General features: G+C 71.4%; 23 protein-coding genes and 1 pseudogene. All 24 read right to left on the bottom strand.

Going from position 1 to position 25,822, the window contains the following annotated elements; genetic code table 11:
* Nucleotides 1-2: 2 nt before the first annotated feature.
* Nucleotides 3-1,004, bottom strand: a complete 1,002-nt coding sequence (locus ACWY4P_RS14085) for a proline racemase family protein (RefSeq protein WP_456210888.1) — start codon at nucleotides 1,002-1,004, stop codon at nucleotides 3-5.
* Nucleotides 1,001-1,909 (bottom strand): dihydrodipicolinate synthase family protein, encoded by a 909-nt coding sequence (locus ACWY4P_RS14090; RefSeq protein ID WP_456210889.1) that lies wholly within the window; start codon nucleotides 1,907-1,909, stop codon nucleotides 1,001-1,003. Before ACWY4P_RS14090 ends, ACWY4P_RS14085 begins: the two co-directional genes overlap by 4 nt.
* Before the next feature lie 127 nt (nucleotides 1,910-2,036).
* Entirely contained in the window at nucleotides 2,037-3,566 is a 1,530-nt protein-coding gene (locus tag ACWY4P_RS14095; protein WP_456210890.1) for an aminopeptidase P family protein, read from the bottom strand.
* Nucleotides 3,563-4,456: an ATP-binding cassette domain-containing protein gene (locus tag ACWY4P_RS14100; protein WP_456210891.1), complete on the bottom strand. Its 894-nt coding sequence runs from the start codon at nucleotides 4,454-4,456 to the stop codon at nucleotides 3,563-3,565. Before ACWY4P_RS14100 ends, ACWY4P_RS14095 begins: the two co-directional genes overlap by 4 nt.
* Nucleotides 4,453-5,382 carry an ABC transporter ATP-binding protein gene (locus ACWY4P_RS14105; RefSeq protein WP_456210892.1) on the bottom strand — a complete coding sequence of 310 codons (930 nt, stop codon included), beginning with the start codon at nucleotides 5,380-5,382 and terminating at the stop codon, nucleotides 4,453-4,455. Before ACWY4P_RS14105 ends, ACWY4P_RS14100 begins: the two co-directional genes overlap by 4 nt.
* Nucleotides 5,379-6,374 (bottom strand): ABC transporter permease, encoded by a 996-nt coding sequence (locus ACWY4P_RS14110; protein ID WP_456210893.1) that lies wholly within the window; start codon nucleotides 6,372-6,374, stop codon nucleotides 5,379-5,381. The genes ACWY4P_RS14105 and ACWY4P_RS14110 overlap by 4 nt, the downstream gene beginning before the upstream one ends.
* Nucleotides 6,374-7,333, bottom strand: a complete 960-nt coding sequence (locus tag ACWY4P_RS14115) for an ABC transporter permease (RefSeq protein ID WP_456210894.1) — start codon at nucleotides 7,331-7,333, stop codon at nucleotides 6,374-6,376. Before ACWY4P_RS14115 ends, ACWY4P_RS14110 begins: the two co-directional genes overlap by 1 nt.
* 5 nt (nucleotides 7,334-7,338) lie before the next feature.
* Nucleotides 7,339-9,036: an ABC transporter substrate-binding protein gene (locus ACWY4P_RS14120; RefSeq protein WP_456210895.1), complete on the bottom strand. Its 1,698-nt coding sequence runs from the start codon at nucleotides 9,034-9,036 to the stop codon at nucleotides 7,339-7,341.
* Between the two features lie 99 nt (nucleotides 9,037-9,135).
* Complete coding sequence (locus ACWY4P_RS14125; protein WP_456210896.1) at nucleotides 9,136-11,064, bottom strand: glycoside hydrolase family 127 protein; 1,929 nt, start codon at nucleotides 11,062-11,064, stop codon at nucleotides 9,136-9,138.
* Between the two features lie 149 nt (nucleotides 11,065-11,213).
* Nucleotides 11,214-12,265: pseudogene (locus tag ACWY4P_RS14130) on the bottom strand (LamG-like jellyroll fold domain-containing protein); the annotation flags it as partial.
* 67 nt (nucleotides 12,266-12,332) lie between these two features.
* Nucleotides 12,333-12,545: a hypothetical protein gene (locus tag ACWY4P_RS14135; RefSeq protein WP_456210897.1), complete on the bottom strand. Its 213-nt coding sequence runs from the start codon at nucleotides 12,543-12,545 to the stop codon at nucleotides 12,333-12,335.
* 33 nt (nucleotides 12,546-12,578) lie between these two features.
* Nucleotides 12,579-13,634, bottom strand: a complete 1,056-nt coding sequence (locus ACWY4P_RS14140) for an alpha/beta fold hydrolase (RefSeq protein ID WP_456210898.1) — start codon at nucleotides 13,632-13,634, stop codon at nucleotides 12,579-12,581.
* A gap of 157 nt (nucleotides 13,635-13,791) precedes the next feature.
* Nucleotides 13,792-14,253 carry a cupin domain-containing protein gene (locus tag ACWY4P_RS14145; RefSeq protein WP_456212920.1) on the bottom strand — a complete coding sequence of 154 codons (462 nt, stop codon included), beginning with the start codon at nucleotides 14,251-14,253 and terminating at the stop codon, nucleotides 13,792-13,794.
* Nucleotides 14,254-14,582: 329 nt separating this feature from the next.
* On the bottom strand, nucleotides 14,583-15,362 hold the full coding sequence (locus tag ACWY4P_RS14150) for a class I SAM-dependent DNA methyltransferase (protein ID WP_456210899.1): 780 nt from the start codon (nucleotides 15,360-15,362) through the stop codon (nucleotides 14,583-14,585).
* Nucleotides 15,363-15,448: 86 nt separating this feature from the next.
* Nucleotides 15,449-16,411: an LLM class flavin-dependent oxidoreductase gene (locus ACWY4P_RS14155; protein ID WP_456210900.1), complete on the bottom strand. Its 963-nt coding sequence runs from the start codon at nucleotides 16,409-16,411 to the stop codon at nucleotides 15,449-15,451.
* A gap of 65 nt (nucleotides 16,412-16,476) precedes the next feature.
* On the bottom strand, nucleotides 16,477-16,734 hold the full coding sequence (locus ACWY4P_RS14160) for a phosphopantetheine-binding protein (RefSeq protein ID WP_456210901.1): 258 nt from the start codon (nucleotides 16,732-16,734) through the stop codon (nucleotides 16,477-16,479).
* A gap of 47 nt (nucleotides 16,735-16,781) precedes the next feature.
* On the bottom strand, nucleotides 16,782-17,786 hold the full coding sequence (locus ACWY4P_RS14165) for an aldose epimerase family protein (RefSeq protein WP_456210902.1): 1,005 nt from the start codon (nucleotides 17,784-17,786) through the stop codon (nucleotides 16,782-16,784).
* Between the two features lie 5 nt (nucleotides 17,787-17,791).
* On the bottom strand, nucleotides 17,792-18,367 hold the full coding sequence (locus ACWY4P_RS14170; RefSeq protein WP_456210903.1) for a hypothetical protein: 576 nt from the start codon (nucleotides 18,365-18,367) through the stop codon (nucleotides 17,792-17,794).
* Nucleotides 18,368-18,398: 31 nt separating this feature from the next.
* Nucleotides 18,399-19,766 (bottom strand): aldehyde dehydrogenase family protein, encoded by a 1,368-nt coding sequence (locus ACWY4P_RS14175; protein ID WP_456210904.1) that lies wholly within the window; start codon nucleotides 19,764-19,766, stop codon nucleotides 18,399-18,401.
* A gap of 2 nt (nucleotides 19,767-19,768) precedes the next feature.
* Nucleotides 19,769-21,448, bottom strand: a complete 1,680-nt coding sequence (locus ACWY4P_RS14180; protein ID WP_456210905.1) for a class I adenylate-forming enzyme family protein — start codon at nucleotides 21,446-21,448, stop codon at nucleotides 19,769-19,771.
* Between the two features lie 3 nt (nucleotides 21,449-21,451).
* Nucleotides 21,452-22,150 carry a cupin domain-containing protein gene (locus tag ACWY4P_RS14185; protein WP_358645297.1) on the bottom strand — a complete coding sequence of 233 codons (699 nt, stop codon included), beginning with the start codon at nucleotides 22,148-22,150 and terminating at the stop codon, nucleotides 21,452-21,454.
* A 117-nt stretch (nucleotides 22,151-22,267) separates the two neighbouring features.
* Complete coding sequence (locus tag ACWY4P_RS14190; protein WP_456210906.1) at nucleotides 22,268-23,377, bottom strand: SIS domain-containing protein; 1,110 nt, start codon at nucleotides 23,375-23,377, stop codon at nucleotides 22,268-22,270.
* Nucleotides 23,374-24,183: a BtpA/SgcQ family protein gene (locus ACWY4P_RS14195; protein ID WP_456210907.1), complete on the bottom strand. Its 810-nt coding sequence runs from the start codon at nucleotides 24,181-24,183 to the stop codon at nucleotides 23,374-23,376. The genes ACWY4P_RS14190 and ACWY4P_RS14195 overlap by 4 nt, the downstream gene beginning before the upstream one ends.
* Before the next feature lie 28 nt (nucleotides 24,184-24,211).
* Nucleotides 24,212-25,786: a pyridoxal phosphate-dependent aminotransferase gene (locus tag ACWY4P_RS14200; RefSeq protein WP_456210908.1), complete on the bottom strand. Its 1,575-nt coding sequence runs from the start codon at nucleotides 25,784-25,786 to the stop codon at nucleotides 24,212-24,214.
* Nucleotides 25,787-25,822: the final 36 nt, after the last annotated feature.

Here is a 25,822-nt window from a genome sequence, read left to right on the forward strand (position 1 = left end):
TTCTAAAGCAGGAATCCGGCCGGAAACGGGTCGTCCGGATCCAGGGTGAACTGGGCGGTGCCGGTGACCCATGCCCGCCCGGTGATGGTGGGCACCACGGCGGGTCGGCCGGCCACTTCAGTCTCCTCGATCAGCCGCCCGATGAAGCGCGTGCCGATGAAGGACTCGTTCACGAACTCCGCCCCCAGGGCCAGTTCACCACGGGAGTGGAGCTGCGCCATGCGGGCACTGGTGCCGGTGCCGCACGGCGAGCGGTCGAACCAGCCGGGGTGGATGCCCATGGCGTGCCGGGAGTGGGCGGCGGTCGAGCCGGGCGCCTTGAGGTAGACGTGGTGGCAGCCGTGGATGTCGGGGCGCTCGGGGTGGACCGGCTCGTCCTGTTCATTGATCGCGGCCATGATCCCCATGCTGGCCGTCAGCAGTTCGCCACCGGCCCGCCGGTCGAACGGCAGGCCCAGCTCCGCCAGATCGACGATGGCGTAGAAGTTGCCGCCGAAGGCCATGTCGTATTGGACCTTGCCGAGGCCGGGCACGTCGACCACGCGGTCCAGCGCGTGGGCGAAGGAGACGACGTTGCGCAGGGTCACCGAACGCGCGTGGCCGTCGGTGACCGCCACCTCGGCCGTCACCGGCCCGGCCGGCGTGTCCAGGCGGATGACGGTGACCGGCTCGCGCACCTCCACCATGCCGGTTTCGACGAGCACGGTGGCGACTCCGATGGTGCCGTGGCCACACATCGGCAGCAGGCCGGAGACCTCGATGAACAGCACGCCCCAGTCGGCCTCGGGGGTGGTCGGCGGCTGGAGAATGGCGCCGCTCATCGCCGCGTGGCCGCGCGGCTCGTACATCAGCAGGGTGCGTACGTCGTCGCGGTTGGCCTTGAACCACGAGCGGCGTTCGGCCATCGTGTCACCCGGGATGACGCCCACGCCGCCGACCACGACCCGGGTCGGCATGCCCTCCGTATGGGATTCGACGGTGTGGAAGACGCGGGTGGATCTCACTTGTATCCCTTGGCGACGGCGGCTTCGGTGTCCCGGACGACCCGCTCGGTGATCTCGGGCGGGAGCGGGGTGCGCGGCGGGCGGCAGGGGCCGCCGCGCAACCCGACGACGTCCATGGACAGCTTGATGGACTGGACGAACTCGGTCTTGGAGTCCCAGCGCAGCAGCGGGTGCAGATCGCGGTAGAGCGGCAGGGCCTTGGCGATGTCGGCGGGTTCACCGGAGGTGGCGAGCCGGTAGAGCTCGACACAGCTCTCCGGGAGGACGCCCGGGTAGCCGGCGATCCAGCCGACCGCCCCGGCCAGGCCCAGTTCGAGCAGGACGTCGTCGGCGCCGATGATCAGGTCGAGGCCGGGGGCGAGTTCGGCCAGCTCATAGGCGCGGCGGACGTCTCCGCTGAACTCCTTGACGGCGACGATCAGGCCCTCGCCGTGCAGTTCGGCCAGCAGGTCGGGGGTGAGATCGACCCTGGTGTCGTGGGGGTTGTTGTAGGCGACGACCGGAAGGCCGACCGCGGCCACCTCGCGGTAGTGCGCCACCACGCCTTCGCGGTCGGCGCGGTAGGTGTTGGGCGGCAGCAGCAGCACCGAGTCGGCGCCCGCCTCGGCCGCCTGCTCGGTCCACCGGCGGGCCTCCAGCGCGCCGTACGCGGACACGCCGGGCATCACGGTGTGGCCCTCGGGGGACGCCTCGACGGCGGTGCGCACCATGCGGGCGCGTTCCTCGTCGGTGAGGGTCTGGTACTCCCCGAGGGAGCCGTTGGGGCAGACGCCGTCACAGCCGCCCTCGGTGAGGAAGCGGACATGCTCCGCGTAGGCGTCGTAGTCGACGGAGAGGTCGCTGCGCAGCGGCAGCGGTGTCGCGACGTGAACACCACGCCAGGGCTTGTCGGGGCGAGCGGTCATGGATCCTCCTAGAGAGTGCAATGTTACATACGACTGGTGCACATACGACTGGTGCACATGCGAATAAGCAGACGGCTCGTGACCGGCTCCCCGGCCGATGGTCCATCGGCCGGGGTCCGGCCGGCGGTCACCGGGTCGTCATCCAGCGCTCCAGACCCGCCGCGTCGAGCGGCAGGGCCGCGGACAGCACCTCCGCGCCCTCCTCGGTGACCAGCAGATCGTCCTCGATGCGCATCCCGATCCCGCGGAGCTCCGGCGGGAGGGTGCGGTCGTGCTCGTGGAAGTACAGTCCGGGCTCCACGGTGAGCACCATGCCGGGCGTCATCTTCGCCCCCTGGTAGGCGGCGTAGTCCGCCCGCGCGCAGTCGTGCACATCGAGACCCAGGTGGTGCCCGATGCCGCAGACCAGGTAGCGCCGGTGGTGCTGGCCCTGCGGGGACAGCGCCTCGTCGACGGAGACCGGCAGCAGCCCCCAGTCGGCGAGGCCCCGCGCCACCACCTCCATGGCGGCGGTGTGGAAGTCGGCGAAGTCCCGGCCCGGGACGACGGCGGCCAGGCCCGCCCGGTGCGCCCGCTCCACCAGGTCGTGCACGGCGCGCTGGGCCTGGCTGAACCGGCCCGAGGCCGGGAAGGTGCGCGTCACATCGGCGGTGTAGTAGCTGTTCGTCTCCACACCCAGGTCCAGCAGCACCGGCTTGTCCTCCGCCACCGCGCCGTCGCACCGCACCCAGTGCAGGGTGGCCGCGTGTCCGCCGCTGCCCACGATGGACGCGTAGCCGGGGCCGTTGCCGTGGGTGCGGGCGTAGCGGTCGAAGGTGCCCTGCAGCCAGCGCTCTCCGCCGCCGGCGATGGCCGTCGGGAACTCGCGCACCACGGCGGCGAACCCCTCCACGGTGCGGTCCACGGCCTGCCGCAGCTGGCCGATTTCCCAGGCGTCCTTGATCATGCGCAGTTCGGACAGGGTGCGGCCCAGATCGGCGGACGGGCCGAGGCCGTGGCGGTGTGCGAGGTCGGGGTCGAGCGCGCCGGTCAGCAGCGGCTTGGTGAGTCCGGCGAGCGCGGTGTCGAGCTCGCCGAGCGGGCGGACGTCCAGGCCCAGCGCACCGCTCCACTCGTCGAGCCCAGGTGCGCCGCCGACCCACAGCTCGCCGTGCGCGGCGTCGGCGAAGAACCCCGGATCGCCGGGGCGGGCCGGCGCGGGCAGGTGGAGGGTCGCGTCATGACCCCCCGGTACGGGGCGCATCACCAGCACGCCGTGCTCCACTCCGCACCCGGTCAGCCAGAAGAAGTCGCTGTCCGGGCGGAAGTCGTAGTTGGTGTCGTTGGAGCGCACCGGAGCCCGCCCGGCGGCCACCACGACCGGCTGTCCCGGGTGGGCGGCGCTGAGCCGCGCCCGGTGGTGCGCGGCGGCGTCCGCGGCTCCCGGCACGGTCCGGGCGCTGCGGTCGGGGGTGTCCCAGCCCTCCGCCATGAACGCGGCGAAGGAAGGCAGCTCGGCCAGCCGGGGCATGCGCGGGTCCAGCCCCGTGGACCGCGGCGAGGACTGCGGCGCGGGCTGCGCGGCGGGGGCGGGGGCTTCGGTGGCGGGGGCTTCGGTGGCGGGGGCAGGGGCAGGGGCGGGGGCGGTACGGGAGCGGGGGGACAGGTCGTCGGTCATAGCGGCTCCTCGTGTGAGGCGGTGGTGGACGCGTGCTTGTCGGCGCCCTCGCGGCGCCTGCGGTCCCATTCCGGGTCGATGCGGGGTATCGCGGCCAGCAGGGTGCGGGTGTACGGGTCCCGGGGGCGCTCGAAGACCTCCGCGCAGGGGCCGGACTCCACGATGACACCCTGCTTCATCACCGCGATACGGTGCGAAATCCGGCGCACCACGGCGAGGTCGTGGGCGATGAAGAGGTAGGAGAAGCCGCTCTCCCGCTGGAGGCGCAGCAGCAGGTCCATCACCTGCGCCTGCACCGACACATCGAGCGCGGAGACCGCCTCGTCGCAGATCACCAGCTTCGGACCGACCGCGAGGGCGCGGGCGATGCCGATCCGCTGGGCCTGTCCGCCGGAGAACTGGGCCGGGTAGCGGTGCAGATGGTCCGGGTTGAGACCGACCCGTTCCATCAGCTCCCCGGCGAAGGCCCGCCGCCCTCCGGGGATGGGGAGTCCCTGGTAGACCAGGGGCGCGGTGAGGATGCGCTCCACGGTGTGGCGGGGGTTGAGCGACGAGAAGGGGTCCTGGAAGACGACCTGGACGTCGTTGCGGAAGCGGGCCAGCTCCGGCCCGCGCGCATGGGTGACGTCCCGCCCGGCGAACTCGACGGTGCCGTCGGTGGGTTCCATCAGCTTCGCCACCAGCCGCGCGGTGGTGGACTTCCCGCTGCCGGACTCGCCCACCATGGCCAGCGTCTCGTGGGGATACACCTCGAAACTGACCGAGTCCACGGCGGTGAACACCGACTTGCGCCCCAGCGGGCCGCCGGCCCGCGTCGTGAAGCGCTTGGTGAGATCGCGGGCGCGCAGCAGGGGCGGTACGTCAGCTTGGCTGCCTCGGCTGCCGGTCACCGGACTTCCTCCTGTGCTGGGGCGGGATCCTTCGGTCGGGTCGTCGGCGACCCGACGCCCGGCGCGGCCGGCTCGTCGTCGATGCGCGGGATGCTCTCCAGCAGCATCCGGGTGTAGGGGTGGCCGGGCGCGGAGAAGACCCGCTCCGTGTCGGCGTATTCGAGCTGCTCCCCGTCGCGCATCACCAGCACCCGCTGGGCGATCGAGGCGATCACCGCCAGGTCATGGGTGATGAAGAGCATGCCGGTGCCGGTCTGTCGCTTCAGTTCGGCCAGCAGATCGAGGATCTGGGACTGCACCGTGACGTCCAGCGCGGTGGTGGGCTCGTCCGCGATGAGCAGGGCGGGTTCGCAGATCAGCGCCATCGCGATCATGATGCGCTGACGCTGCCCGCCAGAGAACTGGTGCGGGTAGCGGTCGACCCGCTCGGCCGGCTGCGGGATGCCGACCCGGCCGAGCGCGTCGATGGCCATCCGGTGCGCGGCGCGGCGCGAGCCGCCGCGGTGGCACCGGTAGACCTCGGCGATCTGGAGGCCCACGGTGTAGTACGGGTTGAGCGAGGACAACGGGTCCTGGAAGACCATGGACATCACGTTTCCGCGCAGCCGGCGCAGCTCCGCGTCCGGTCGGCCGAGCAGTTCGGTGCCCCGGAACCGGATGCTGCCGCTGGTCCGGGCGGTCCGCGGGAGCAGCCCCATGACGGCGAGCGCCGTCATGGACTTGCCCGAGCCGGACTCGCCGACGATGCCCAGGGTTTCGTTGCGCCGCAGGGCGAAGGTGTTGTTCCGGACGACGTCCACCGGTCCGCGGGTGGTCGGGAAGGTCACGGTCAGGCCCTCGACCTGAAGCAGGTCCGCGGAGTCGTCCGGCCCGTCCGGTCCGTTCGGCCCGGCCGGCCCGGCCCGGTGGGCTGAGGATTCGGTCATGACGCGGTGATCCTTACGCGCGGGTCCAGCGCGGTGTAGAGCAGGTCGACCACGACGTTGCCGATCACGACGAAGAACGCCGCCAGCAGCGTGACCGCCATGATCACCGGCTGGTCGTTCTTCGCGATCGCGTCCGAGGCCATCTTGCCCACGCCGTTGAGGCCGAAGACGGTTTCGGTGATGAGGGCGCCGCCGAGCAGACCGGCGAAGTCCATCCCGAAGATGGTGACGATCGGGGTGAGCGCCGGCCGCAGCGCATGCCGGCGGAGTATCAGGACCGGCCCGAGCCCCTTGGCGCGGGCCGTGCGCATGAAGTTCTCGGCCATGGTGTCGATGACGTTGGCCCGCGTCATCCGGGCGTAGAGACAGGCGTATCCGATGGCGAGCACGATCCACGGCATCAGGTACGACTGGAACCACGCCGCCGGATCGTCGCCGAACGGGATCGCGGCGGGAAACGGCAGCACTTGCCACTTGACCACCAGCAGGTACTGGAGCGCCAGGGCGAGTACGTACGGGGGGATGCTGGAACCGCCGAGCGCCAGCGCCATGGTGGAGCGGTCCCACCAGGTCCCCTCCTTGACCCCGCTCAGCAGCCCGACGGTGATCCCACCGAGCAGCCAGAGCACGGCCGCGCCGACGGCGACGGTGACGCTCACCGGGAGCCGCTCCAGGACCATCTCCCACACCGACTGGCCACTCTGGAAGCTGTAGCCGAGGCAGGGGGCGGGGCAGTGGACGAGATTGGCACCCGACCCGTAGTCGCGGCCGGCCACGATGCCGCGCAGGAAGTCCCACAGCTGCTGGAAGAAGGGGCGGTCGAGGCCGAGGGAGGTCCGGATGGTGTCGATACGCTCCTGAGTGCAGGTCTTGCCGCAGATCATCACCGCGGGGTCGGGCGAGAGCTGGAAGAAGATGACATAGGTGAACACACAGACGGCCAGCAGGATGACCAGCACCCAGGAGAGCCGGCCGGCGACGTAGCGGAGCATCAGGAGGCCTCCCCCGCGTCCAGGGCGTGCCGCAGCCGGTCGCCCACCACGGTCAGGGAGAGCACGGTGCCGAAGAGGAAGGCCCCGGGGATCACGAAGTACATCGGGTCCACCTGGTACCAGCTGACCGAGTTGGCGATCATCTGCCCCCAGGACGCGGTCGGCGGCGTGACCCCGACGCCGAGGAAGGAGAGTCCGGCCTCGGTGCCGATGTATCCGGGCACGGCGAGCGTGGTCATCACGATGATGGTGCTGCGCAGATTGGGCAGGATCTCCGCGAAGATCAGCGCCCGGCTGCCGGCCCCGGAGGCCCGCGCCGCCTCGACGAACTCACGCCCCGTCAGGGTCAGCGTCTGGCCGCGCACCACACGCGCCAGGTAGGGCCAGCCGAAGCCGCTCAACACGACCACCAGCAGCACCGGACGGTTGCCGGCCGGAAGCGCGGACAGCACCGCGATCATGAAGATCAGGGCCGGAAAGGCCATCAGGAAGTCCATCAGCCGGCAGATGACCTGGTCCACCCACCGGCCGTAGAACCCGGCCAGCAGGCCGAGCACCACGCCGATGACGGTGGTCAGAACGGTGGCGGAGACGGCGATCAGCATCGAGATCCGCGCCCCGTAGGCGATCCGGACCAGGATGTCCCGGCCGTTCTGCGGTTCCACGCCCAGCCAGTGGTCGCCGCTGATGCCGCCGAGAGACCCCTTGGGCAGCCCGCCCAGGTCCTTGTCGACGGCCGCGCTGTCGAAGGTGTCCGGGCCGTGCCCGGTCAGCGTGCCGATCAGTGGCGCGAAGAGGGCCATCAGCACGATCAGGGCGAGAAACGCGGTGCTGAGCACGGCCCCGATGTCGCGCCGCAGCTCGCGCAGGACGCGTCGCCCGGTGCCCCCGGGTGGCGCTGCGCCGGTCTTTGCCGAGGGCAGTCCCGGCTGCGCCTCGTGCAGGGTGGTGGTCGCCATGCCGGTTACTTCTTCGGGTCCGCGAGGCCGACGCCGACGTAGTCGATCCCGCCGCTGTACGAGATCGTCGTGTGGGCGCCCGCGATGTTGGAGCCGACCACGAGGACGTTCTTGCTGTAGTTGAGCGGCACGATCGGGGCGAGCTTCATGATCTCGGCGTCGAGCTTGCCGTAGGCCTCGTTCTGCGCCTTCTCGTCGCTCATCCCCGCGATCTCGTCGATGCGCTTCTGGATCTTCTTGTCGTCGAGCATGGAGAGCACCGAGTTGCCCTTGTCGGAGATGTTGCGTCCGTCGAACAGCGGCGGCAGGAAGGTGGTGCCGCCCGGCCAGTCCGGGCACCAGCCGGTGAGCGCCGCGTCGTGCTGCTGCGAGGGCGTGCCGATGACCTCGTAGAAGGTCGAGGTGTCAATGGTGTTGATCTTGACGTTGATGCCCACCCGCTTCAGCCCCTGCTGGACGGCCACCGCCACCGCCTGCTCGGTGGCGTTGGCACGGGTGTCCACGGTGAGGGTGAAGCCCTTGGCCAGGCCCGCCTTCGCCAGCAGTTTGCGGGCGGCGGCCGGATCGCCGGTGCCGTCCTTGGAGGGATACACATCCGTGGCGTCCCGGCCGGGGATCGACGGCGGCTCGATGGAGGTGGCCGCGGTCGCCAGGGCGGAGCCGCCGAGCGCGTCCACCGTGGTCTGCTTGTTGACGGCGTACTCGATCGCCTGGCGCACCCGGATGTCCCGGAGCGGCCCCTTGGTGGTGTTCAGGCTCATGTACGTGGTGCAGCCGGTCACGGAGGAGAGCGTGCGCTGCTTGAGCTGCGCCGTGCGGAGCCGGGCGATGGTCGCGGGCTGCACCTTGGGGCCGATGGCGTTGATGTCCTTGCCCTGCCCCGCTATCAGGCGCTCGTCGATGGTCGCCGCGTCCAGCCCGAAGGTCCAGACGAAACTGTCCGGGCGGGCGGCGCGCACCGTGTCGGAGGAGCGCTTCCAGTGCTTGTTGCGGACCAGCTTGAGCGAGGAGCCCCGCCGGTAGCTCGCCACCTGGTACGGGCCGGACGCGATCGGCTTGGTGTCGAAGGCGGCCTTGGTGCCGGTGCCCTTGGGGAAGGGGGTGAAGTTCGGCTGTGCGGTCACGCTCGAGAACTGCGGGTAGGACTTCTTGAGATGGAAGACGATGGTGCGCTCGTCGGGGGTGTCGATGGTGTCCAGATCGCCCGACCGGTAGGGGCCCTCATAGTTCGCGGGTGCGGCGATGACCTGCTTGGCGTAGGGCGAGCCGATGCCCGCGTCGGGATCCCAGGCCCGCTCCACGCCGAACTTGACGTCCTGGCTGGTGATCGGGGCGCCGTTCTGGAAGAACAGCCCCTTCTTGAGAGTGAAGGTCCAGGTCTTGTTGTTGTCGGACGGCCGGCCGGTGTCGGTGGCCAGATCGCCGACGATCTTCGTCCCGTCGCTGTTCGGACCGGCCGCCTCCCGGGTGGTGAGGGTGCGGTAGATCAGACGGTAGAAGTTGTTGACCCCGCCGTCGAAACCGCGTGCCGGATCGAGATGCGAGAAATCGGGCTTCTCCAGGAACTGCACGGTGCCGCCGGTGGCGGGGTCCGCGGTGGGCTTGGCCTGGCCGGAGGCGGCGGGGCCGCCTCCGCTACAGGCGGTGAGGGTCAGGGGGATGGCGGTACACAGGGCGGCGCAGGACAGGACGGCTCTTCTCATGGGCCTTCTCCGGAAGTGAGGAACGTACGGACAAGGGCGTACGCGGGGGGACGTACGCGTGGGGGAGTTACAGGTGGGGGGAGTTACGGGCGGGGGTGATCAGGTGTTTCTGATCCACACCCGCATGGGGCCGGGCTCTCGGTTGCCCCACGCGAAGTACGGAACGAGGGTCAGCTCGGCGGTATCGGAGCCGGTGCCGGAGCCGGGAGGGGCCTGCCGCGGACCGGCCGTGAGCACGGGATACAGCTCGGGTGAGGGTGGCGGTGCGACATCTGCGGTGATCTCGATCAGCACCGCCCCTGCCGGGGCGACGGCTGTTTGGGCGGCCGCGATGTGCTCGGCGCCGATCACCACGTCGTCGACGCCGGCCGTGCAGTCCTGCTGCTCCACGCAGTAGACCAGCGGCCCCCGGGCCACCGCGACCGTGCCGCGCGTCGCGTCCAGGTAGGGGTGGGAGACATGGCCACGGACCGGCATGGGCAGACTGAGCCGCAGTTCGTCACCCGGGCGCCAGCGCCGCTCGACGGTCAGCCAGCCGGCCGACACCTCCCCGGCCGGGGGCTCCTCGCCCACCGTGAGCCGGACCTGCCCGGCGTCCGCCCAGCCGGGCACGCGAAGCGAGATCCGGTACGGCCGGTCGGGCGCACGGCGCACGGTGAGCCGCACCTCGCCGTCCCACGGATAGCCGGTCGCCATGTCCAGCGCGACTTCCTCGCCGTCCACATGAGCCTGCGCATACCCCGCGACCAGCAGCTCCCCCGCGCGTTCGGCGACGAGGAAGTCGGCGAGCTGGGCCATCCAGCGCACCACGTTGGGAGGGCAGCAGGGACAGCCGAACCAGGCCCGGCGCAGCGGCTCGCCGCCCTCCTCGGCCCCGCTGCGCTGGTCGTGGTCGGCACGCCGCTGCAACGGGTTGTCGTAGAAGAAGGCGCGCCCGTCCGCTGACAGACCCACGGCGAACGCGTTGTACAGGACGCGTTCCAGGACGTCGGGATAGCGGGCGTCGCCGGTGGCCAGGAACATCCGCCAGGCCCACTGCATGGTGCCGATCGCCGCGCAGGTCTCGCTGTAGGAGCGCTCGGAGGGAAGTTCGTAACGGTCCCCCACGGCCTCGTCGGAGTGGCGGCTGCCCAGCCCTCCCGTCACATACAGCTTGGTCGCCACCATGTCGTCCCACAGCCGCCGCAGCGCGTCGAGCAGTTCCTGGTCTCCGGTCTCCTGGGACACATCGGCGGCGCCCGCGGCCAGGTAGGCCATCCGCACCGCGTGTCCGGTCACCGACGGGAGTTCGCGCAGCGGCACGTGGTCCTGGAAGTAGTGGGAACCGAAGACCCGCGACTCCAGGGTGCCCCGGCCGCGGCGGTCGACGAACAGCCGGGCCTGGGTCAGATACCGCTCGTCGCCGGTCTCCCGGCACAGCTCCACCAGAGCCATCTCGACTTCGGGGTGGCCGCAGACCGCTTCCTCGCCCCGCGGTCCGTAGCGCTCCACCACCAGATCCGCGAAGCGGATGGCCACGTCCAGCAGACGTCTGTCCCCGAGCTGCCGGTGAGCGGCGACCGCGGCCTGTATGAGGTGACCGAGGTTGTACATTTCATGGCCCCAGGCAAGATCTTCCCAGGGGGCCTTGGCGCAGTCGGGGTCCTGGAAGAAGGAGTTGAGGTAGCCGTCCGGCGCCTGGACCCGCTCCAGCAGGCCCACGGTCTCCTCGTAGAAGTCCCGCATCGCCTGCCGGCCGCCGCCGTCCGGCAGCGCCAGCTCGTAGGCCAGGCCCTCCAAGGTCTTGTAGAGGTCGGTGTCCAGGAAGGGATACCGGCCGCGATAGGGCGTGTCGTGCCGCTTCTCCCCGGGCGCCCCGGGCACTTCGGGCAGCAGGCGGCTCAGGTTGTCGAGATTGCCCGCCTTCCTGAGCTGCTCCATCGTGTGCGGCACGGTGGCCTCGCGGTTGCGCCGCTGCCAGTCGGCCAGCAGCCCCCCGGTGATACGCACGCGTGAGCCGCCCAGGGGCGTCACGGTCCGCTGATCCATCCGACCTCCAGTGCTGTGTAGCATTGCACTGCACCATAAACACAGTTGAGCGCCTTGCCAAGGGTCGTGCGGAAGGGAAACTTCCGTGAAACCTGGTGACCGCCAGATGGGCTGACGCCAGGTCGGTTGACGGCAGCCTGCTCGTTCGCTCAGGCGCACATGAAGTCGCGCACCGGCAGCGCTCGGTCCACGGCCCGGACGTCGCCGATCCAGCCGTTCATGACCTGGTCGATCTTCCCGCCGTACTCATAGCCGCCCAGCAGCCAGGGCAGCCCGAGGGTGGTGAGTCCGGTGGCCACGGTCGAGGGGTTGCGCGCCACCGGGCAGCCGTCCACATACATCGTGGTGTGCCGTCCGTCATTCACCACCGCCGCATGCCACCAGGTGTTCAGCGGCAGCCCATGGCCGTCGGACAGCGAGAGGGTGACCACCGGCTCGTCCGTGTCACCACCGGTCTTTCCGGCCTCGCCGCTGCGGCCCCGTCGGCTGAGCAGTCCCGACCAGGCGTTGCGCCCAGCGTCCCAGTCGGCGGGCAGTTTGAGGAACGCCTCGACGGTGTAGCCGGAGCGGAAGGTCGCGCCGTTCAGCGGGGCGCCGTCGGCCGTCCGCAGACAGGCGCCGCGCAGCGGGGGCTTGTCGCCGTGGAAGGCCAGGCTGCCGTGGCCCGGCTGGTCCGGGTGGTATTCATCGGACCAGGTGAGGGCGTCGGCGGGGCTGCCGGGGACGGTGACCTTGGTGAGGTGGTTGCCGCGGCCGGAGTGGTCGGTGATCCGCACGGAGTCCTCGACGGGCGCGCCGTTCCGGTCCCCCTGGTCGAACCGGTAGAGGCGGATCATCCCGGCGCCGCCGTAGTAGCGGTCCTGATAGTTGGGATGTGCAGATGGACGTCGTGGCCCGCGGTGTTCTCGCGGATCGTGCGGGCCGGCGGCCAGTAGTGGCCGTTGAGCGTCAGGAATATCTGGTCGTGGTCCGCGATCAGCTCGTCCCACAGCCACTGCCCATGGTCGGAGAACCGTGCCTCCTCACCCTCCCGGTCCGCGTAGACCAGCTCGTGCGTGGTGAGGAGGACGGGAGTTCTGGGGTGCTCCGCGATGACCTCCCGCGCCCAGGCGATGCCCTTCGCGGAGGGCCGCCAGTCCAGGGCGAGCACCAGCCACTCCCGGCCCGCGGCGCGGAAGGTGTGGTACGTGTTGTAGCCGTTTATGAGCCCCGGGAGTGCGACCACAGGACGGTGTCCGGTAACGGACGGGGAAGAGCAAATGAATGGCTCAGAGGCCCAGGTCGGCGGCCAGGCAGGAGAAGGACATCCACGATCCTTCGGGGTGATGGGCGTCGCTCGCCGAGCCGTTCGGCGTCGCCTGCTTCTCTTCGACCATGTCCTCGACGCGAACGCGCTCGGGCAACGTGCCGAACCGTACGTGACGTGCCGCGGCGGCACTGTCGCTGGCACTGGCATTGTCTATGGTTCTCTGAATTTCCATCGCCAACCTCCGCTCAGTCGCTGACCGATCCGGTCAGAAGTGGTCCACGTCGACGACGGCCCGGGCGAAGGCCGTGGGCGCCTCCTGGGGCAGGTTGTGACCGACTCCCGCCAGGGTGCGGTGCTCGTACTCGCCGGTGAACCTGTCCCGGTACGAGGTGCCGTTGCCCGGTGCCGTGAAGGGGTCGCGCTCGGGGTCGAGGGTGATGGTGGGCACCTCGATGAACGGTCGTGCGGCGAGCCGCTTCTCGAGATGGTCGTAGCGGCGCTCACCGTCGGCGAGGCTCAGCCGCCAGCGGTAGTTGTGGATGACGATGTCCGCGTAGTCGGGGTTGTCGAAGGCCGCCGCCGTGCGCTCGAAGGTGGCGTCGTCGAAGTCCCAGGTCGGGGAGACGGTCTCCCAGACGAGCCTGGCGACCTCGCGGCGGTGGGTCTTGTCCTCCATGGCGAGCCGGCCTCGCTCCGTGGAGAAGTAGTACTGGTACCACCAGGCGTACTCGGCCTTCGCCGAAATGGGCTTGAGGTTGGCCTCGAGGTTGGTGATGAGGTACCCGCTCACCGACACCAGGGCCTTGCACCGCTCGGGCCAGAGCGCCGCGATGATGTCGGCGGTGCGCGATCCCCAGTCGAAGCCGGCCAGGACGGCCCGCTCGATCTTGAGGGCGTCCATCAGGGCGACGATATCGAGGGCGACGGCCGACTGCTGGGCGTTCCGGAACGTCCGGTCCGAAAGGAAGCGCGTCGTGCCGTGGCCGCGCAGATAGGGGACGATCACCCGGTAGCCCTCCTCGGCCAGCAGGGGAGCGACGTCGACGAAGCTGTGGATGTCGTAGGGCCAGCCGTGCAGGCATATGACCGCAGGCCCGTGGGCGGGGCCCAGTTCGGCGTAGCCGACGTTGAGCAGACCGGCCCTGACCTGCTTCAACCGCGGAAAAGTGGCGTGCGCGCCGGCGTCGGCCGTGGGCCCGGCCGACGCCGCGGCCCCGTTCGGTGTGGCGGCGGAGGCGGCCGGGATGCCTTGCGTGCCGACCAGGGAAACAGCCGCCGCGCTCGTGCCCAGGGCCTTGCTGAAGGCGCGCCTGTTGATCATGTGAAACCCTCCGCGTTTTCCGGTGCCGAGCGTGCTCGATGACTGTCGCACAGGACTCGTCACCGGTCAAACAGGTGACGCTCCGGCCGCCGACATGACGGAGCCCGGGACCCGGACGAGGGCCCCGGGCTCCGCCACCCCGGATCGAACGCGCGGGTCAGCCCGCGGAGGGACGCGGGGCACGCAGGTGCGCCCGCTGCGCCAGTTCCTCCTCGTCGACGAATATGAGCATCGGCTGGCCCGGCTCGCAGATCATGTTCACGACGAACTTGGTCGACGCGTCCGGCAGGGCGTTGCCGTCCTGATAATGGATCACGTCACCGCCCGGCTCCCAGAACGTCCCACCGGCCTTGACCACGCGCTCCGGCTCGCCCTCGAGCTCGAAACGGACCGCTCCCTCGATCACGTAGCCGAAAGCCGGCCCCGAGTGGCGGTGCGGAGCGGCCCCGGGGTCACCGGGAGGCCACTCGACGACGACGGTCATCACCGAAGCATCCTCGGGAATGAAAATTACCGAAGGCGCCGCCTGATCCGTTCCTGATCGCGCAGGGCTCCCGCGGCCGACACCAGCTGACCCGCTTCTTCGAAGTACGGGATCGCCGGCGTCGTATCGGCCGATGTCCCAGGGCCAGCGGCCTGCCGGTGCTCCGGTAACCGGTGATGGCGGACGCCAGGGCACGGGGACCGCCGTGGATCAGGCCGCGCAGTGCGCCGGACACGGCCTGCGCGACCGACGGTTCCTCGCCACGGAGTGCGATGCGCACGATCCCGGGCCCGTGGGATGGAGCCACCGCGTCGGCTCACGGTCGCCAAAGCTGCCCGTGAGTGCCACTCCCGCCGCGGCGTCCCGGCCCCGACCCGCAGGGCGGCGCCATCGCCCTCGGGTACCCCCTCGGCGCCCGGTCGGCCACGTACTGCGCCAGATGTTCACGGACGGCGGGCGAAAGCTCATGCGGCAGCGGGTTTCACGGCGCGGTGCAGGGTGCGGCAGGGGACGCTGGTCCGGGAGCAGGAACCCGATTCGCAGTTGAGGTAACCGGGCTCGAATTCGTGCCCGACGGGGACCAGTCCGGCAGCGGTGAGCGCCTGCGACACCTGGTCCGCGTCGTACTCCCAGCTGCGCAGGGTCTGGTCCACGCGCACGCATCCGGGGCCCGTCCCGAGGACGCCTGAGACGCGCAGCATGCCGGTCCTGGCCTCGTCGTCCCAGACGCCGCGCTTGACGACGACCGCGTCGGGGCCGTCCGTCAGCGTGACGTTGTTCCAGTGGCGGAAGTGGGACGCGGTGAACAGGTCGAAGACGAACTCCCCGCCATCGACGAGCGCCTCACGCACCGCCGTGAAACAGCGCGTCAGTTCTGCCGTCGACTCAAGGTGGTTGAGAGCACCGTCCAGGCTGACGCAGGCGGTCACCGGGTCGGGGATGCGGAAGCTGCGGGCGTCCGCCTCCAGCAGGGTCACCGCTCCGCTGTCGACTTCTGGGGCGAGCTTCTTGCGCGCGATGTCGAGCATGGCGGCGGAGCCGTCGACCCCGGTGACCTTCCATCCGGCGGCGGACAGGACCGAGGCGGTCACCCCCGTGCCGCAGCACAGGTCGAGGACCGAGCGGTCCGGCAGCAGCTGCCGGTCCAGGTGGTCGGCGAGCCGGGGCGAGAAGGTGTGCGTCCAGCCCGTGTACTGACCGTCGAAGAAGTGCGCGAAGCCGTCCTCGTAGTAGTAACTTCCCATGTCATCCTTCCTGTTCGTGGGGTGCGGAGATGCGGGCGGTGCCGGGCGCCGGCCCGGGTCGTGACATGACGGGGCCGGCCGTGGTCTCAGCCGGCCCGGTGGGCCCGGAGGGCGGGTGCGACATGCCGGGCGAAGAGTTCGCATGTGCGCCAGTCGACCGGCGGGCGTGCGCCGAGCAGGAAGTCCCGCACACCGAGGGCGAGGTAGGGCCGCAGACGCTCGACGCACTGCTCGGGTGTGCCGACGACCACGTACTCCGACCAGACGGGTGAGTCGGCTCCGATGCGCCGCCGCAGTTCCTCGGCGCGCTCCTCGGCCTCACGTGGGTCTTCGCCGAGGACCGCTCGGAAGGTCACCGACTTGCGGATGTCCTGCGGGTCGCGTCCCACCGCGGCGCAGTGGCCCTCGAGGCTGCTCAGTGTGGAGCGGTAGGCGTCGGGGGTGCCGGCGAGGGTGTTCCAGATGTCGGCGTGCTCGGCGACGATGCGCAGCATCCGCTTCTTCCCCTCGCCGCCGATCACCAGGGGCAGGCGGCGCTGAACCGGCTTCGGTTCCAGATGGGCGTCGGTGAGCCGGAAGTGCGTGCCTTCGAAGGTGGTCGACTCGCCGGTCCACAGGCCCCGCATGACGTGGCATGCCTCGTCCAGCATGTCCAGCCGCGTCCCGGCGGACGGGAAGGGTATGCCGTACTGCTCGTAGGCGAGGTCGGGTCCGGCCGCGCCGAGCCCGAACTCCAGGCGGCCGCCGGAGACATGGTCGACGGTCGCCGCCGCGGCGGCGGCGAGCGCGGGGTGCCGCCACGTCACCGCCGAGACGAGCACGGCGCAGCGGATGCGGGTGGTGCGTGCCGCCAGCGCGGAGAGCAGCGACAGCCCCTCGAAGCACGGTCCGGCCGGACCGCCGAGGGGCGGCCGGAAGTGGTCGAAGAGGGATATCCAGTCAAAGCCGAGCTCCTCCGCCCGCTGCCACAGCTCGAGTGCTTGGTGGAAGGTGCGGTACTGCTGGCCCGAGTGGATGCCGACCCGGACGGTGTCCTCGTGAATCTGCATCGGTTCCGGCTCGCTCCTGATCGTCTCGGGGTTTCCTGACAGGAAAGACATGTCAGTTCGGGGATTCAGTTCGGGGATGGGGTGCTCAGCGCGCGGACGGCGTCCGTGAGGGTCCGGATGGTGCGGAACACCTCGGGGGTGACGGCGTCCTCGGGGAACCGCACGGAGAGGCTCGCCTCCAGGTCGACGAGGAGGCCCGCCACGCCGAGCGAGGTCAGCCCGAGTGACGACAGGTCCGTGTCCGGGTCGAGCTCGGTCGCCGGAACGTCCGTTTCGGCTCGGCGCCGCACCGCCTGGGCGACGGAGGTCATGAGGGGGTCCATGGGTTTCTTTCCTTCCGCTGGGATGCCGCTGCGGGCGGGGCGCCGAGTCAGCCGGCCGAGAAGTGGTGAACGGTCCGATGGCGGTAGACCTGGCCGGGGTCGAGGCGGACCGGGGGGTAGTCGTCGCGGTTGGGCGCGTCGGGCAGGGCTCCGGCCTCCAGGCAGATCCCCGATCGCCGCCGCCCGGTGAAACCGTCGGCCGTGTAGACCCCGACCGCGGGCTGGTCCGTGACCACGCGCATGGTGCGCCCGGACACCGGATCGTGGAGCTCGGCGGCCCATGCCGGATCGTCCAGGACGAAGCAGTTGTCGAGCGTGTGGTCCGCGATGGTGGTGGCCTTGGAGTAGTCGAGCCGGGTGTCCGCGATGTCGGCCGGGGGGCCGGGCAGCGGGATGAGCTGGTCGTCGAAGACGGTTGTCCGGGTGGAGTTGACCGCCAGCGTGTGGCCGTCGACCGTGCTGGACCCGGCCAGGTTCCAGAAGGCGTGATTGGTCAGGCTCACCACGGTGCTCGCCGTGGTGGTGGCCCGGTATGCGAAGGTCAGCCGCCCGCCGGGCGCCACCTCGTAGACCACCTCGGCGGACAGCGCACCGGGGTAGCCCTGGTCGCCGTCCGGGCTGTCCAGGCGCAGGCGCAGCGCCGCCGCGTCGCCGCGCCGCTCGGGGTGGGCCCGCCACACGTACCGGTCGAAGCCGGTGCCTCCCCCGTGGATGTGGTGCGGCCCGTCGTTGCGGTCGAGCTCGTACGCGACCCCGTCGAGCACCATACGGCCGCCCGCCACGCAGCGGCAGTACCGGCCGACGGTCGAGCCGACGTAGGGATTGCGCGCCCGGTCCTCGTAGCTGGGGAGGTCCGGAAGGCGCACCACCACGTTCTCCGGGCGTCCCTCGCGGTCGGGCACCAGCACCTCGACGAGGCCGGCGCCGTAGGTCCACACGGTGACGGCCAGACCCTGGCCGGTGTCGAGGGTGTAGGCGTCCACCCGGGTCGGCCCCTGGCCCGCGTGCCCGGTGGTGGTCCCGACCGTCTCGCGTCGTATGGTCGCCGCCATGCCGGTCAGTCCTTTCCCGCGCCGGCTGCCACCGGGCCCAGGAGCCTGTGCAGGTGGGCGTGGCGCCTGCCTGACCCGTCGTCGAATGTCGGGCCGCAGGGTGTGAAGTCCAGCAGGCCGAGCAAGGCGCAGGTGTCGCGCAGGTCGGGGTTGACCTGTGCGCGCAGCACGTCGCCGCCCATGCCGGCCGCCACCTCCACAGCCCGGCGTAAGCACCGCAGCCCGACGAGTGCCGGGGCCGTCAGCCACGCGGGGGCGACGGCCAGCCGGGAGAGATACAGGGGCCGCTCGGCGGGCGGGAACACCTCCTCGTCCGTGCCGGAGGGCGGCCGCCGAGTCAGGGTGAACATGCCGGCCGGCCCGGTGGTGTGGCGCAGCAGGTGCACCGAACCGGACTCCACCAGGCGCCGGGTGGTCTCCTGGCGCCGCCGTGGGGCGGGAGTGCCGGATATCGCCGCTTGATGGGCGTCGCACGAGGTCAGCAGCGTGTGCACCTCGTCGGCTCCGGTAGCCGTCTGCCAGCGCCAGGAGGGCGGTCCGGTGTGGTGCGGATCGGTGGGCGGCGCCTGGGGCGAGGACATCGTGGCCACTCCTTCAGTTCCTTCAGTTCCTTCAGTGCCTGCCGATTCGTACGGTGACGGTCTTGGGACGCTGGTACTCCGCGAGCGCGAGCACACTCATGTCCGTGCCGTGTCCCGAACTGCCGCGGCCGCCGTGGGGCAGCTCCGCGGTCTGGTCCAGATGGCAGTTGACCCAGACCTCGCCGGCGTTCAGCTCACCGGCCAGGGCCAGTACGGTGCCCGTGTCGGAGCCCCATACGCTCGCGGCGAGGGCCTGCGGCACGGAGTTGGCGAGCGCCACGGCCTCCTCGGCGCCGTCCGCCGCCTGCACCGTGAGCACGGGTCCGAACACCTCTTCGACCACCGCGGCGTCGTCGGGCGCGAGATCGGCCAGAATGCGTCCGGGCCGCCAGTAGCCGCCCTCCTCCCCCGGTGCCGGGGCGATAGCCGCGACGTGGTCGACGCCCGCCGCACTGCTCTCGATGACGCGGTCGTAGCGGGCGGCCTGGTCGGCGTTGTTGAGCGGCCCGAAGTCGGCTCCGGCGCGCCGGTCGCTCATCGCCTTGGCCAGCCCCTCGACGACCCGGTCGTGGTTCTGCCGCAGAGTGATCACTCGGGCCGGGGCGGCGCAGCTCTGGCCTGCGTTGTAGGTGACGGCCCGCACGAGCGCGTCACAGGTGTCATCGGGGGCGTCCGGCAGCACCAGGGCGGGACAGTTGCCGCCGAGTTCCAGGCTGAGCCGGCGCAGTCCCGCCCGCGCGGCGACGTCCTGGCCGCCCGCCACGCTGCCGGTGAACGCCACCGCGTCGACGCCGTCGGCGACCAGCCGGCGGCCGGTGTCGCGGTCGCCGGGCACGGTCCGCAGCACGTCGCGGCCGAGTGTCTCGGCCGCGTCCCTGGCCAGCAGCAGCGCGGTGTCGGGGGTGGTCACGGCGGGCTTGAGGACGACGGTGTTGCCGGCGGCGAGCGCCGGGCCGATGCGCCACGCCGCCATCATCAGGGGGTAGTTCCAGGGCACGATCGCCGCGACGACCCCCAGGGGTTCCCACCGCACCCAGCTCTCGCGTCCGGGCATGCGCCGGCCGGCGGCCGGCGCGGTGTCGGCCCGCAGCGCACCGGCGTAGAAGCGCAGCAGATCGGCGCAGTTCCCGACCTCGCCTGCTGCCTCCGCCGCGGGCTTGCCGGTGCCGGCCCGCTCGGCCCGCGCGTACTCGGCGGACCGTTCCTCGATCAGGTCCGCGAACCGGAGCAGGCGCCTTGCCCGGTCGCGGGGGGTGAGACCGGCCCAGGCGGGCTGGGCCGCGCGGGCCGCTGCCACGGCCGCGCCGGTCTCCCGTGCGCGGCCGACGGCGACGGACAGCCGCTCCGTACCGGTTCGGGGATCGGTCAGGGCGGCCATGGTGGGGGTGGTCTGTGACATCGTCAGCTCTTCGTCTCCGTCGTCTCGATCGGGCTCGGTACGGTGCCGGCGGACTCGGCGTGGGGCAGGCCGGTGATCCGTGCGGCGAGTTCGCGGCGGAGCACCTTTCCCGTGGCGGTTCTCGGGATCGCGTCGAGGACGAGGATCCGGCTGGGCCGGCAGGTGGGCCGGAAGGCTTGTGACAGCGCGGCCCGCGCCTGCGGCACCGCGTCGGTGCCGGGCACCGGCACGACGGCCGCCACCACCTCCTCGCCGAGGAAGCGGTGCGGCAGTGCCACGGACGCGGCGTCGCGGAGCCGCGGCACCGCCCGCAGCACTCGGTCCACTTCGTCCAGGGAGACGGCCTCGCCCCCCACCTTGGCGATGTTCTTGATCCTGCCGGTGACGACCACGAACGGCCTTCCGGTGTCCGGGTCGATGATCTCGGTGCCCAGGTCCTGCGAATGGAACCAGCCACCGGCGAAGGCTTCGGCCGTGGCCTGCTCGTTGCCCTGGTAGCGGGTCATCACGTTGTGCCCGCGCATGCAGATCTCGCCCTCCTCTCCCGGCGCCGCCCGCTCTCCTTCCGGCGTCAGCACCGCGACCTCGTTGCCGTACAGGGCCGTGCCGATGGACGGGATGTCGGCGTCCAGCAGCAGACGCCGGTAGGAGTCCTCGGAGAGGTCGGGGGGAAGGGTCGTGGAGAAGTTGACGGTCTCCGTGAGCCCGTAGCCCTGGAGCACGCGGGCTCCCGTCCGCTCCCGTACCGCTCGTGCGGTGCGCGCGGTCAGGGGCGCGGCCGCGGACACGAAGTAGTCGAAGCCGGTGGGCGGTTCAGGGCGCCGCCAGGTCTCCGCGAGGGCTTCGAGGATGCTGGGGACGACGCTCGCGATCCGCGGCTGGAAGCGTTCGACCAGCCGCGGGTACCGCAACGGGTCGAAACCGGGTGCGAGCATGACGTGCGCGCCGGCGGCGAGGATGCCGAGCACGGTGAAGTGCAGTCCGTTGACGTGCTGGATGGGCAGGCAGCCGAGCACCCGGTCCCCCACGCGCAGCCCGTGGTGGCGGCGCAGGGCCTCCGCGTTGACCGCGGCGGCGTAGTGGGACTGGGCCACCAGTTTGCCCGCCGCGGTCGATCCGGAGGTGGCGAAGAACAAGGCGTCGTCGGCAGGGTCGCACCGGGCGCCGGGCGGCAGGGCGGCCCGCTCGGCCCGCTCGGCCCGCTCGTCGAGGCTGTACGGGTCAGGCAGCGGAACGGCCTCGGGCAGGGCTTCCGCGGGGACGGTACCGGGCCGCAGGACCAGGTCGGCACCGGCCGCCGCGGCCTGCTCCCGCCGACGGCCAGCGGGGTCCCGCGCGTTGAGCATGAGCAGCGGGCAGCCGGCCCGCAGCACCGCGAGGACGGCCAGGACCGACGCCGCGTCATTGACCGGTGCCAGGGCCACGGTGCGGCCGGGCCGGACGGCCGGTTCGCGGCGCAGCCATCCCGCCAGCCGTCGGCTCAGCGCGTCGGCCTCGCCGTAGGAGAGCGTGACCGTGTCCCCCGCGGCCGTCGGTGTGGTGAGGAACGGCGCGTTTGCCCGCACCCGGGCGTGGTGGTCGAGGCGGGAGAGCACCGTCGGCCACGGCGTCAGCCGCTCGGCGAGGGGCTTGCCCAGGTAGGTGTGGGCACGGTCGAAGTCGGTGAGGTCCACTGGCGTCATGGCTCACCCGAACCGGTGCGGGGAGTGCGGGCAGCCCTTCGCCGCGAGCTCCTCGCCACTGGACGCCCGGATGTCGCAGAGCCGGCAGGTGATGTGGCCCAAGTCGCTGAGGAGTGCGGTGTACGCGGTGAGCTCCTGCCGTTCGGGGCTGTCCAGGCGGCGGTGCGGGGCGCCCACGGAGAGGATCATGTGGTCGGTGACCGCGCCGACCGCGTGAGTGATGGCGCCCTCGACCATGTAGACCTGGCCGGGACGTGTCTCCACGATCTCCCCGGCGACGGCGATGGTGCCGCTGCCGGCCAGGACGAACAGCAGGTGGTCTCCGGGGTGGGTGTGCGGAGCGAAGCCGCTCCCGGCGGGTACGTGCAGGATGTCGGCGCCCATGTGGCCGCTCGACAGCAGGGAGTGTCCGGTGGCGTCGGCGGTCTTCGACACCCGGGTGGGTCCGGGGGCGAGGTCGATGCCGAGTTGCTGGGTGTTGCCGTCCAGGCCGAGGTCGGCGGCCCAGTCGCAGATCAGCAGCGGCGCGGAGCGGGTGCCGGGTTCCTCGGGGCGCGGTGCCGCGGAGGCCTTCGCGAGCCCGAGGACCGACAGCAGTTCCACCGCCTTGGCCTCGCGTTCGGCGGGGGCGAGGTTGTGCAGCTCCTCGGTCAGAACATCGATGACCTGGTCGGTGGGCAGGCCGTGCATCGTCTCGGTCAAGGCAGTCCTTCGGGTTGTGGTCGATGTCGGTACGGGGTGACGGGGTGACGGGAACACTCGGGCAGGGCAGGGCAGGGCAGGCCCGGGCCGGGGCGCGGTGTGCGGGCGGGCAGGCGGTCAGCGACCTGCGCCCTGCCTTCCGTCGTGCGGAGGCCGGCCGGCCGCGAACGGCGTCCGTTCGAGGCGCTGTGCGAGATGGCAGGCGAGGGGGGCGGCGTACAGGTGGTAGAGCAGCGGGGAGAACTCCTCCCGCACCTGCCCGCGGACGGGAAGCGCCGCCCATGCCTCACGGGCGCCCTGGAGGTCGTCCGCGGGAGCGATGGCGACGACCCGCCGTCCCAGGGCGGCGGCCCGTCGTATGACCTGGTGGGCGTGGACGGACGAGTGTCCGGGCGGTGCCACGACGAAGGTCGGCATGTCGGTCGGGCAGGCGAACCGTTCGACGTGACACCACTCCTCCAGGTCCTGCCCGGCGGCGAACACTCCGGAGGTCTCGATCACCTTGGCGGCGCTGTACAGGGCGGTTCCGTGGGAGGGCCCGCTGCCGAGCACAGTCAGCACCGGGGCATCGGCGATGCGGTCGGCAAGTTCACGGCACGGTCCGCTGACGGTGCGGACGGTCTCCTCCACCGCCCCGGCGAGTTGGACGAGTTCGCCGCGCAGGGTGTCGGCCCGGTCCCGGTCGAGCCGTCCCCGTGCCTGTCCCAGCCGGACCGCGATCAGCAGGGCACCGAGCAGGCCCGCCTGGTAGGTGCGCACGCCCGGCGACGGCTCCTGGCCGGGCAGGCCGACCAGGACGGCGGCGTCGGCGGACCGGGTGAGCGGGGAGTCGGGGGTTCCGGTGAGGGCGACCACGGTCGCCCCGGCCCGGCGTGCCTGCTCGGCCGACCGGACGACGAGCGGGGTGCGGCCCGAGGCGGAGACGGCGATCGTGAGTCGGGCGTGTGGCGGGCGGGAAGCCCCCGGCCGCTCGTAGTGGGTGAAGGGCAGCGCGCTCACCGGGCGGCAGTCCACCCCCGCCAGGGACTCGAAGGCCATCTCGACGGCGCGGGCGGCGTGGTACGAGTCCCCGTCGCCCACGATGTCCACTGACTCCGTCTTCGCCAGGAGCTCGGCGGGCAGCAGCGAACACACCTGCTCGTCGAAGGCACCGGCGTGCGCGCGGATGTCGTCGGCGAGGGCCTCGGCCTGGCGCAGCATCACCTCGGGGCGTACGGGATCGGTCATCGCCCGGCACCCCGGACGATGTCGACGTAGCGGCGTACGCGGTCGGCGTCGATCGTGCCGCCCCAGCCGCCGCTCTCCAGGCACGTGCCCACGAACGCCCCGTCCGCGGCGGCGAGCAGCCGCGCGGCGTTGTCGTGGTTGGTGTGGCCCGCCAGGATGACCGGCAGGCCGGGGGCGGCGTCGCGGACGGACGCGATCATCTCCAGTACCGTGCGCTCGTCCGGATGCGACAGCGACACCGCGTCGGCCCCGACGGCCCGGGCGGCGCGTGCCACCTCCGCGGTGGTCTTCCCCCCGCCGAACCACGTGAAGTGCATGGAGTCGATGTCCGCGACGATGCCGACACCGTCGGCGCCGATCGAGCGGCGGTACGTCATCACCTCCAGCGGATCGGCCCGCACCATGCCGTGGGCGGTGAGGGTCTGTCCCACCAGGGCACCCGCCCGGATGTAGTCGCCGCCGGCCACGCGCGCCACCGCGAGGGAGGCCTTGTTGGCGTTGCGCATGAGCTGCACACCGACGCGGAACCGCTCGCCCGTCGCCTCGGCCACTGCACGCGCGATCAGGCCCATGGCCACGGTGCGCGCCGGGTCGGACTCGTCGGCGACGCTGTAGACGCGGTCCACCGTCTGGATGAGGCACCCGTCCGCGCCGCCCTTGTGCAGGGCCCGCGCGGACGCGACCGCGGTGTCGAGGATGCGGGGAAACGTGCCGGTCTCGTGGAAGGGGGTGCCGGGCAGGGGGGCCAGGTGCACCATGCCGAGGATCAGCTTGTGTCCGCCGCCCGGTGTCGTCCATGTACTCATTCGTCTCGGCCTCCGTCGGGGGAAGTCGTCAGCGGCTCGCCGTGGCAGCTGTGAGATAGGAGCCCAGCCTGTCGATGGCGGGCGAGAGCTCTTCCCAAGGGCGAGATGTGGTCACCCGCATCACCGCGCCGGAGAAACAGAAGGTCAGGATGCCGGGGAAGACGGACACCCCGGTCTCCCGCAGGATGTCGCGGAAGCAGCGGTAGGAGTCGTCCCAGCCGGGGAACTCCACGGTCGTGTTGATGGAGAAGCGCGGCGGCAGCACCCGCGCGGACGTCTCCGCGAGGCGGACGGTGGCGGCGTCGCGCAGCGTCGTGAGGTCCCCGGTCCGCTGGAGCCGCTCCGTGCGATAGCCGCGGTAGGCATGGGCGAGGCGGTCGAGGTCGAGTGCGTAGGACGCCTCGAACTCCTTGAGCTCGGGGGGTCCGGGTTCCTCCACCCCGGTGATGAACCACCGCTCCATGCGGGCCAGCACTTCCACGACCGTGTAGAAGAACGAGGGCGGCCCGCCGAAGGACGAGGACGCGTACTCGTAGTACTCGGCGATGAAGGCCGGGTCGGCGAGGAACCAACCGGCCTTCAGCCCCGGGGCCGACCAGGTCTTGGAGAGGCTGGAGACGCGCACCACGTTGGACGCGCCGCGGGCGGCGGACCGCTCCTCGTAGGCGCCCAGCCACTCGTGGCACTCGTCGAGCACGATGACCGTGGAGGGGGAGGCGGCCCGGATGAGCCGCGCGAGCCCCTCCTCCGTGACGGCCGCGCCGGTGGGATTGCCCACGGTCTGCAACAGCACCAGCGGGGTGTCGGGGGTGAGGGCGGCGATGAGCGGTTCGAGGGAGGTCCGGCCGTTCTCGCTCGGCAGCGGGACCAGGCGTACGCCGTGCCGGCGGGCGACCGTCTCCACCAGGGGCGGGTAGTTGGGTATCGCGCACAGCGCGGGGGACGCGGAGGGCGAACCGCCGTGCAGTACGAAGTCCGCCAGCGTGGAGACCGCGAAGGTCCCGCCCATGGTCATGGCCACGTGTTCCGGGCCGTACCGCAGGCCGCCGACACGGGCGTTCTCGTACGCGGCGATCGCCTCACGCGCCGGGTAGCGCCCTCGCGAGTCGGAGTAGCCGTACCAGTCGCGGTCGAGGGCGTAGCGGATGCATTCCTTGAGGCTCTGCGGCAGCCCCCACCGTTCCTCGTCCACCGCTCCGCTGGAGAGGATGTGGCGGGCGCTGTATCTGAGGTCGCCGTAGAGGTCGTCGCGGAAGTACCAGTTGAACAGTTCCTTGACGAACCGGACCGTCGCCCTGGAGCCCAGTACCTCGTCCGGCTGGACCGAGCGCAGCCGGCGGCTGTCCCGCCATCGCTCGGCAAGTGCCGGGTGTCGGGCGGTGCCGCCCAGTTCCTGCTCCACGCGGCCCAGCCACAGGTCGCGCAGTTCCAGCGGATTGTCGGGTTCACGGGCCCGGGCGAAGACGTCGAGGACGCGTTCGTCGACGCGGGTGACGAAGGTGTCGTGGATGCCACCGGGACGCGGTGCGCGCGCCGCTGTCTCGATGGCGTCCTGCGACGCGTGCGAGGGGCGTGGGGCCAGGACGGAATCGAAGAGTGTCATCGGCTTCTCGCGTAGAGGGGGGCGGTGGGCGTGGCC

It is taken from the genome of Streptomyces sp. LZ34, assembly GCF_053890475.1.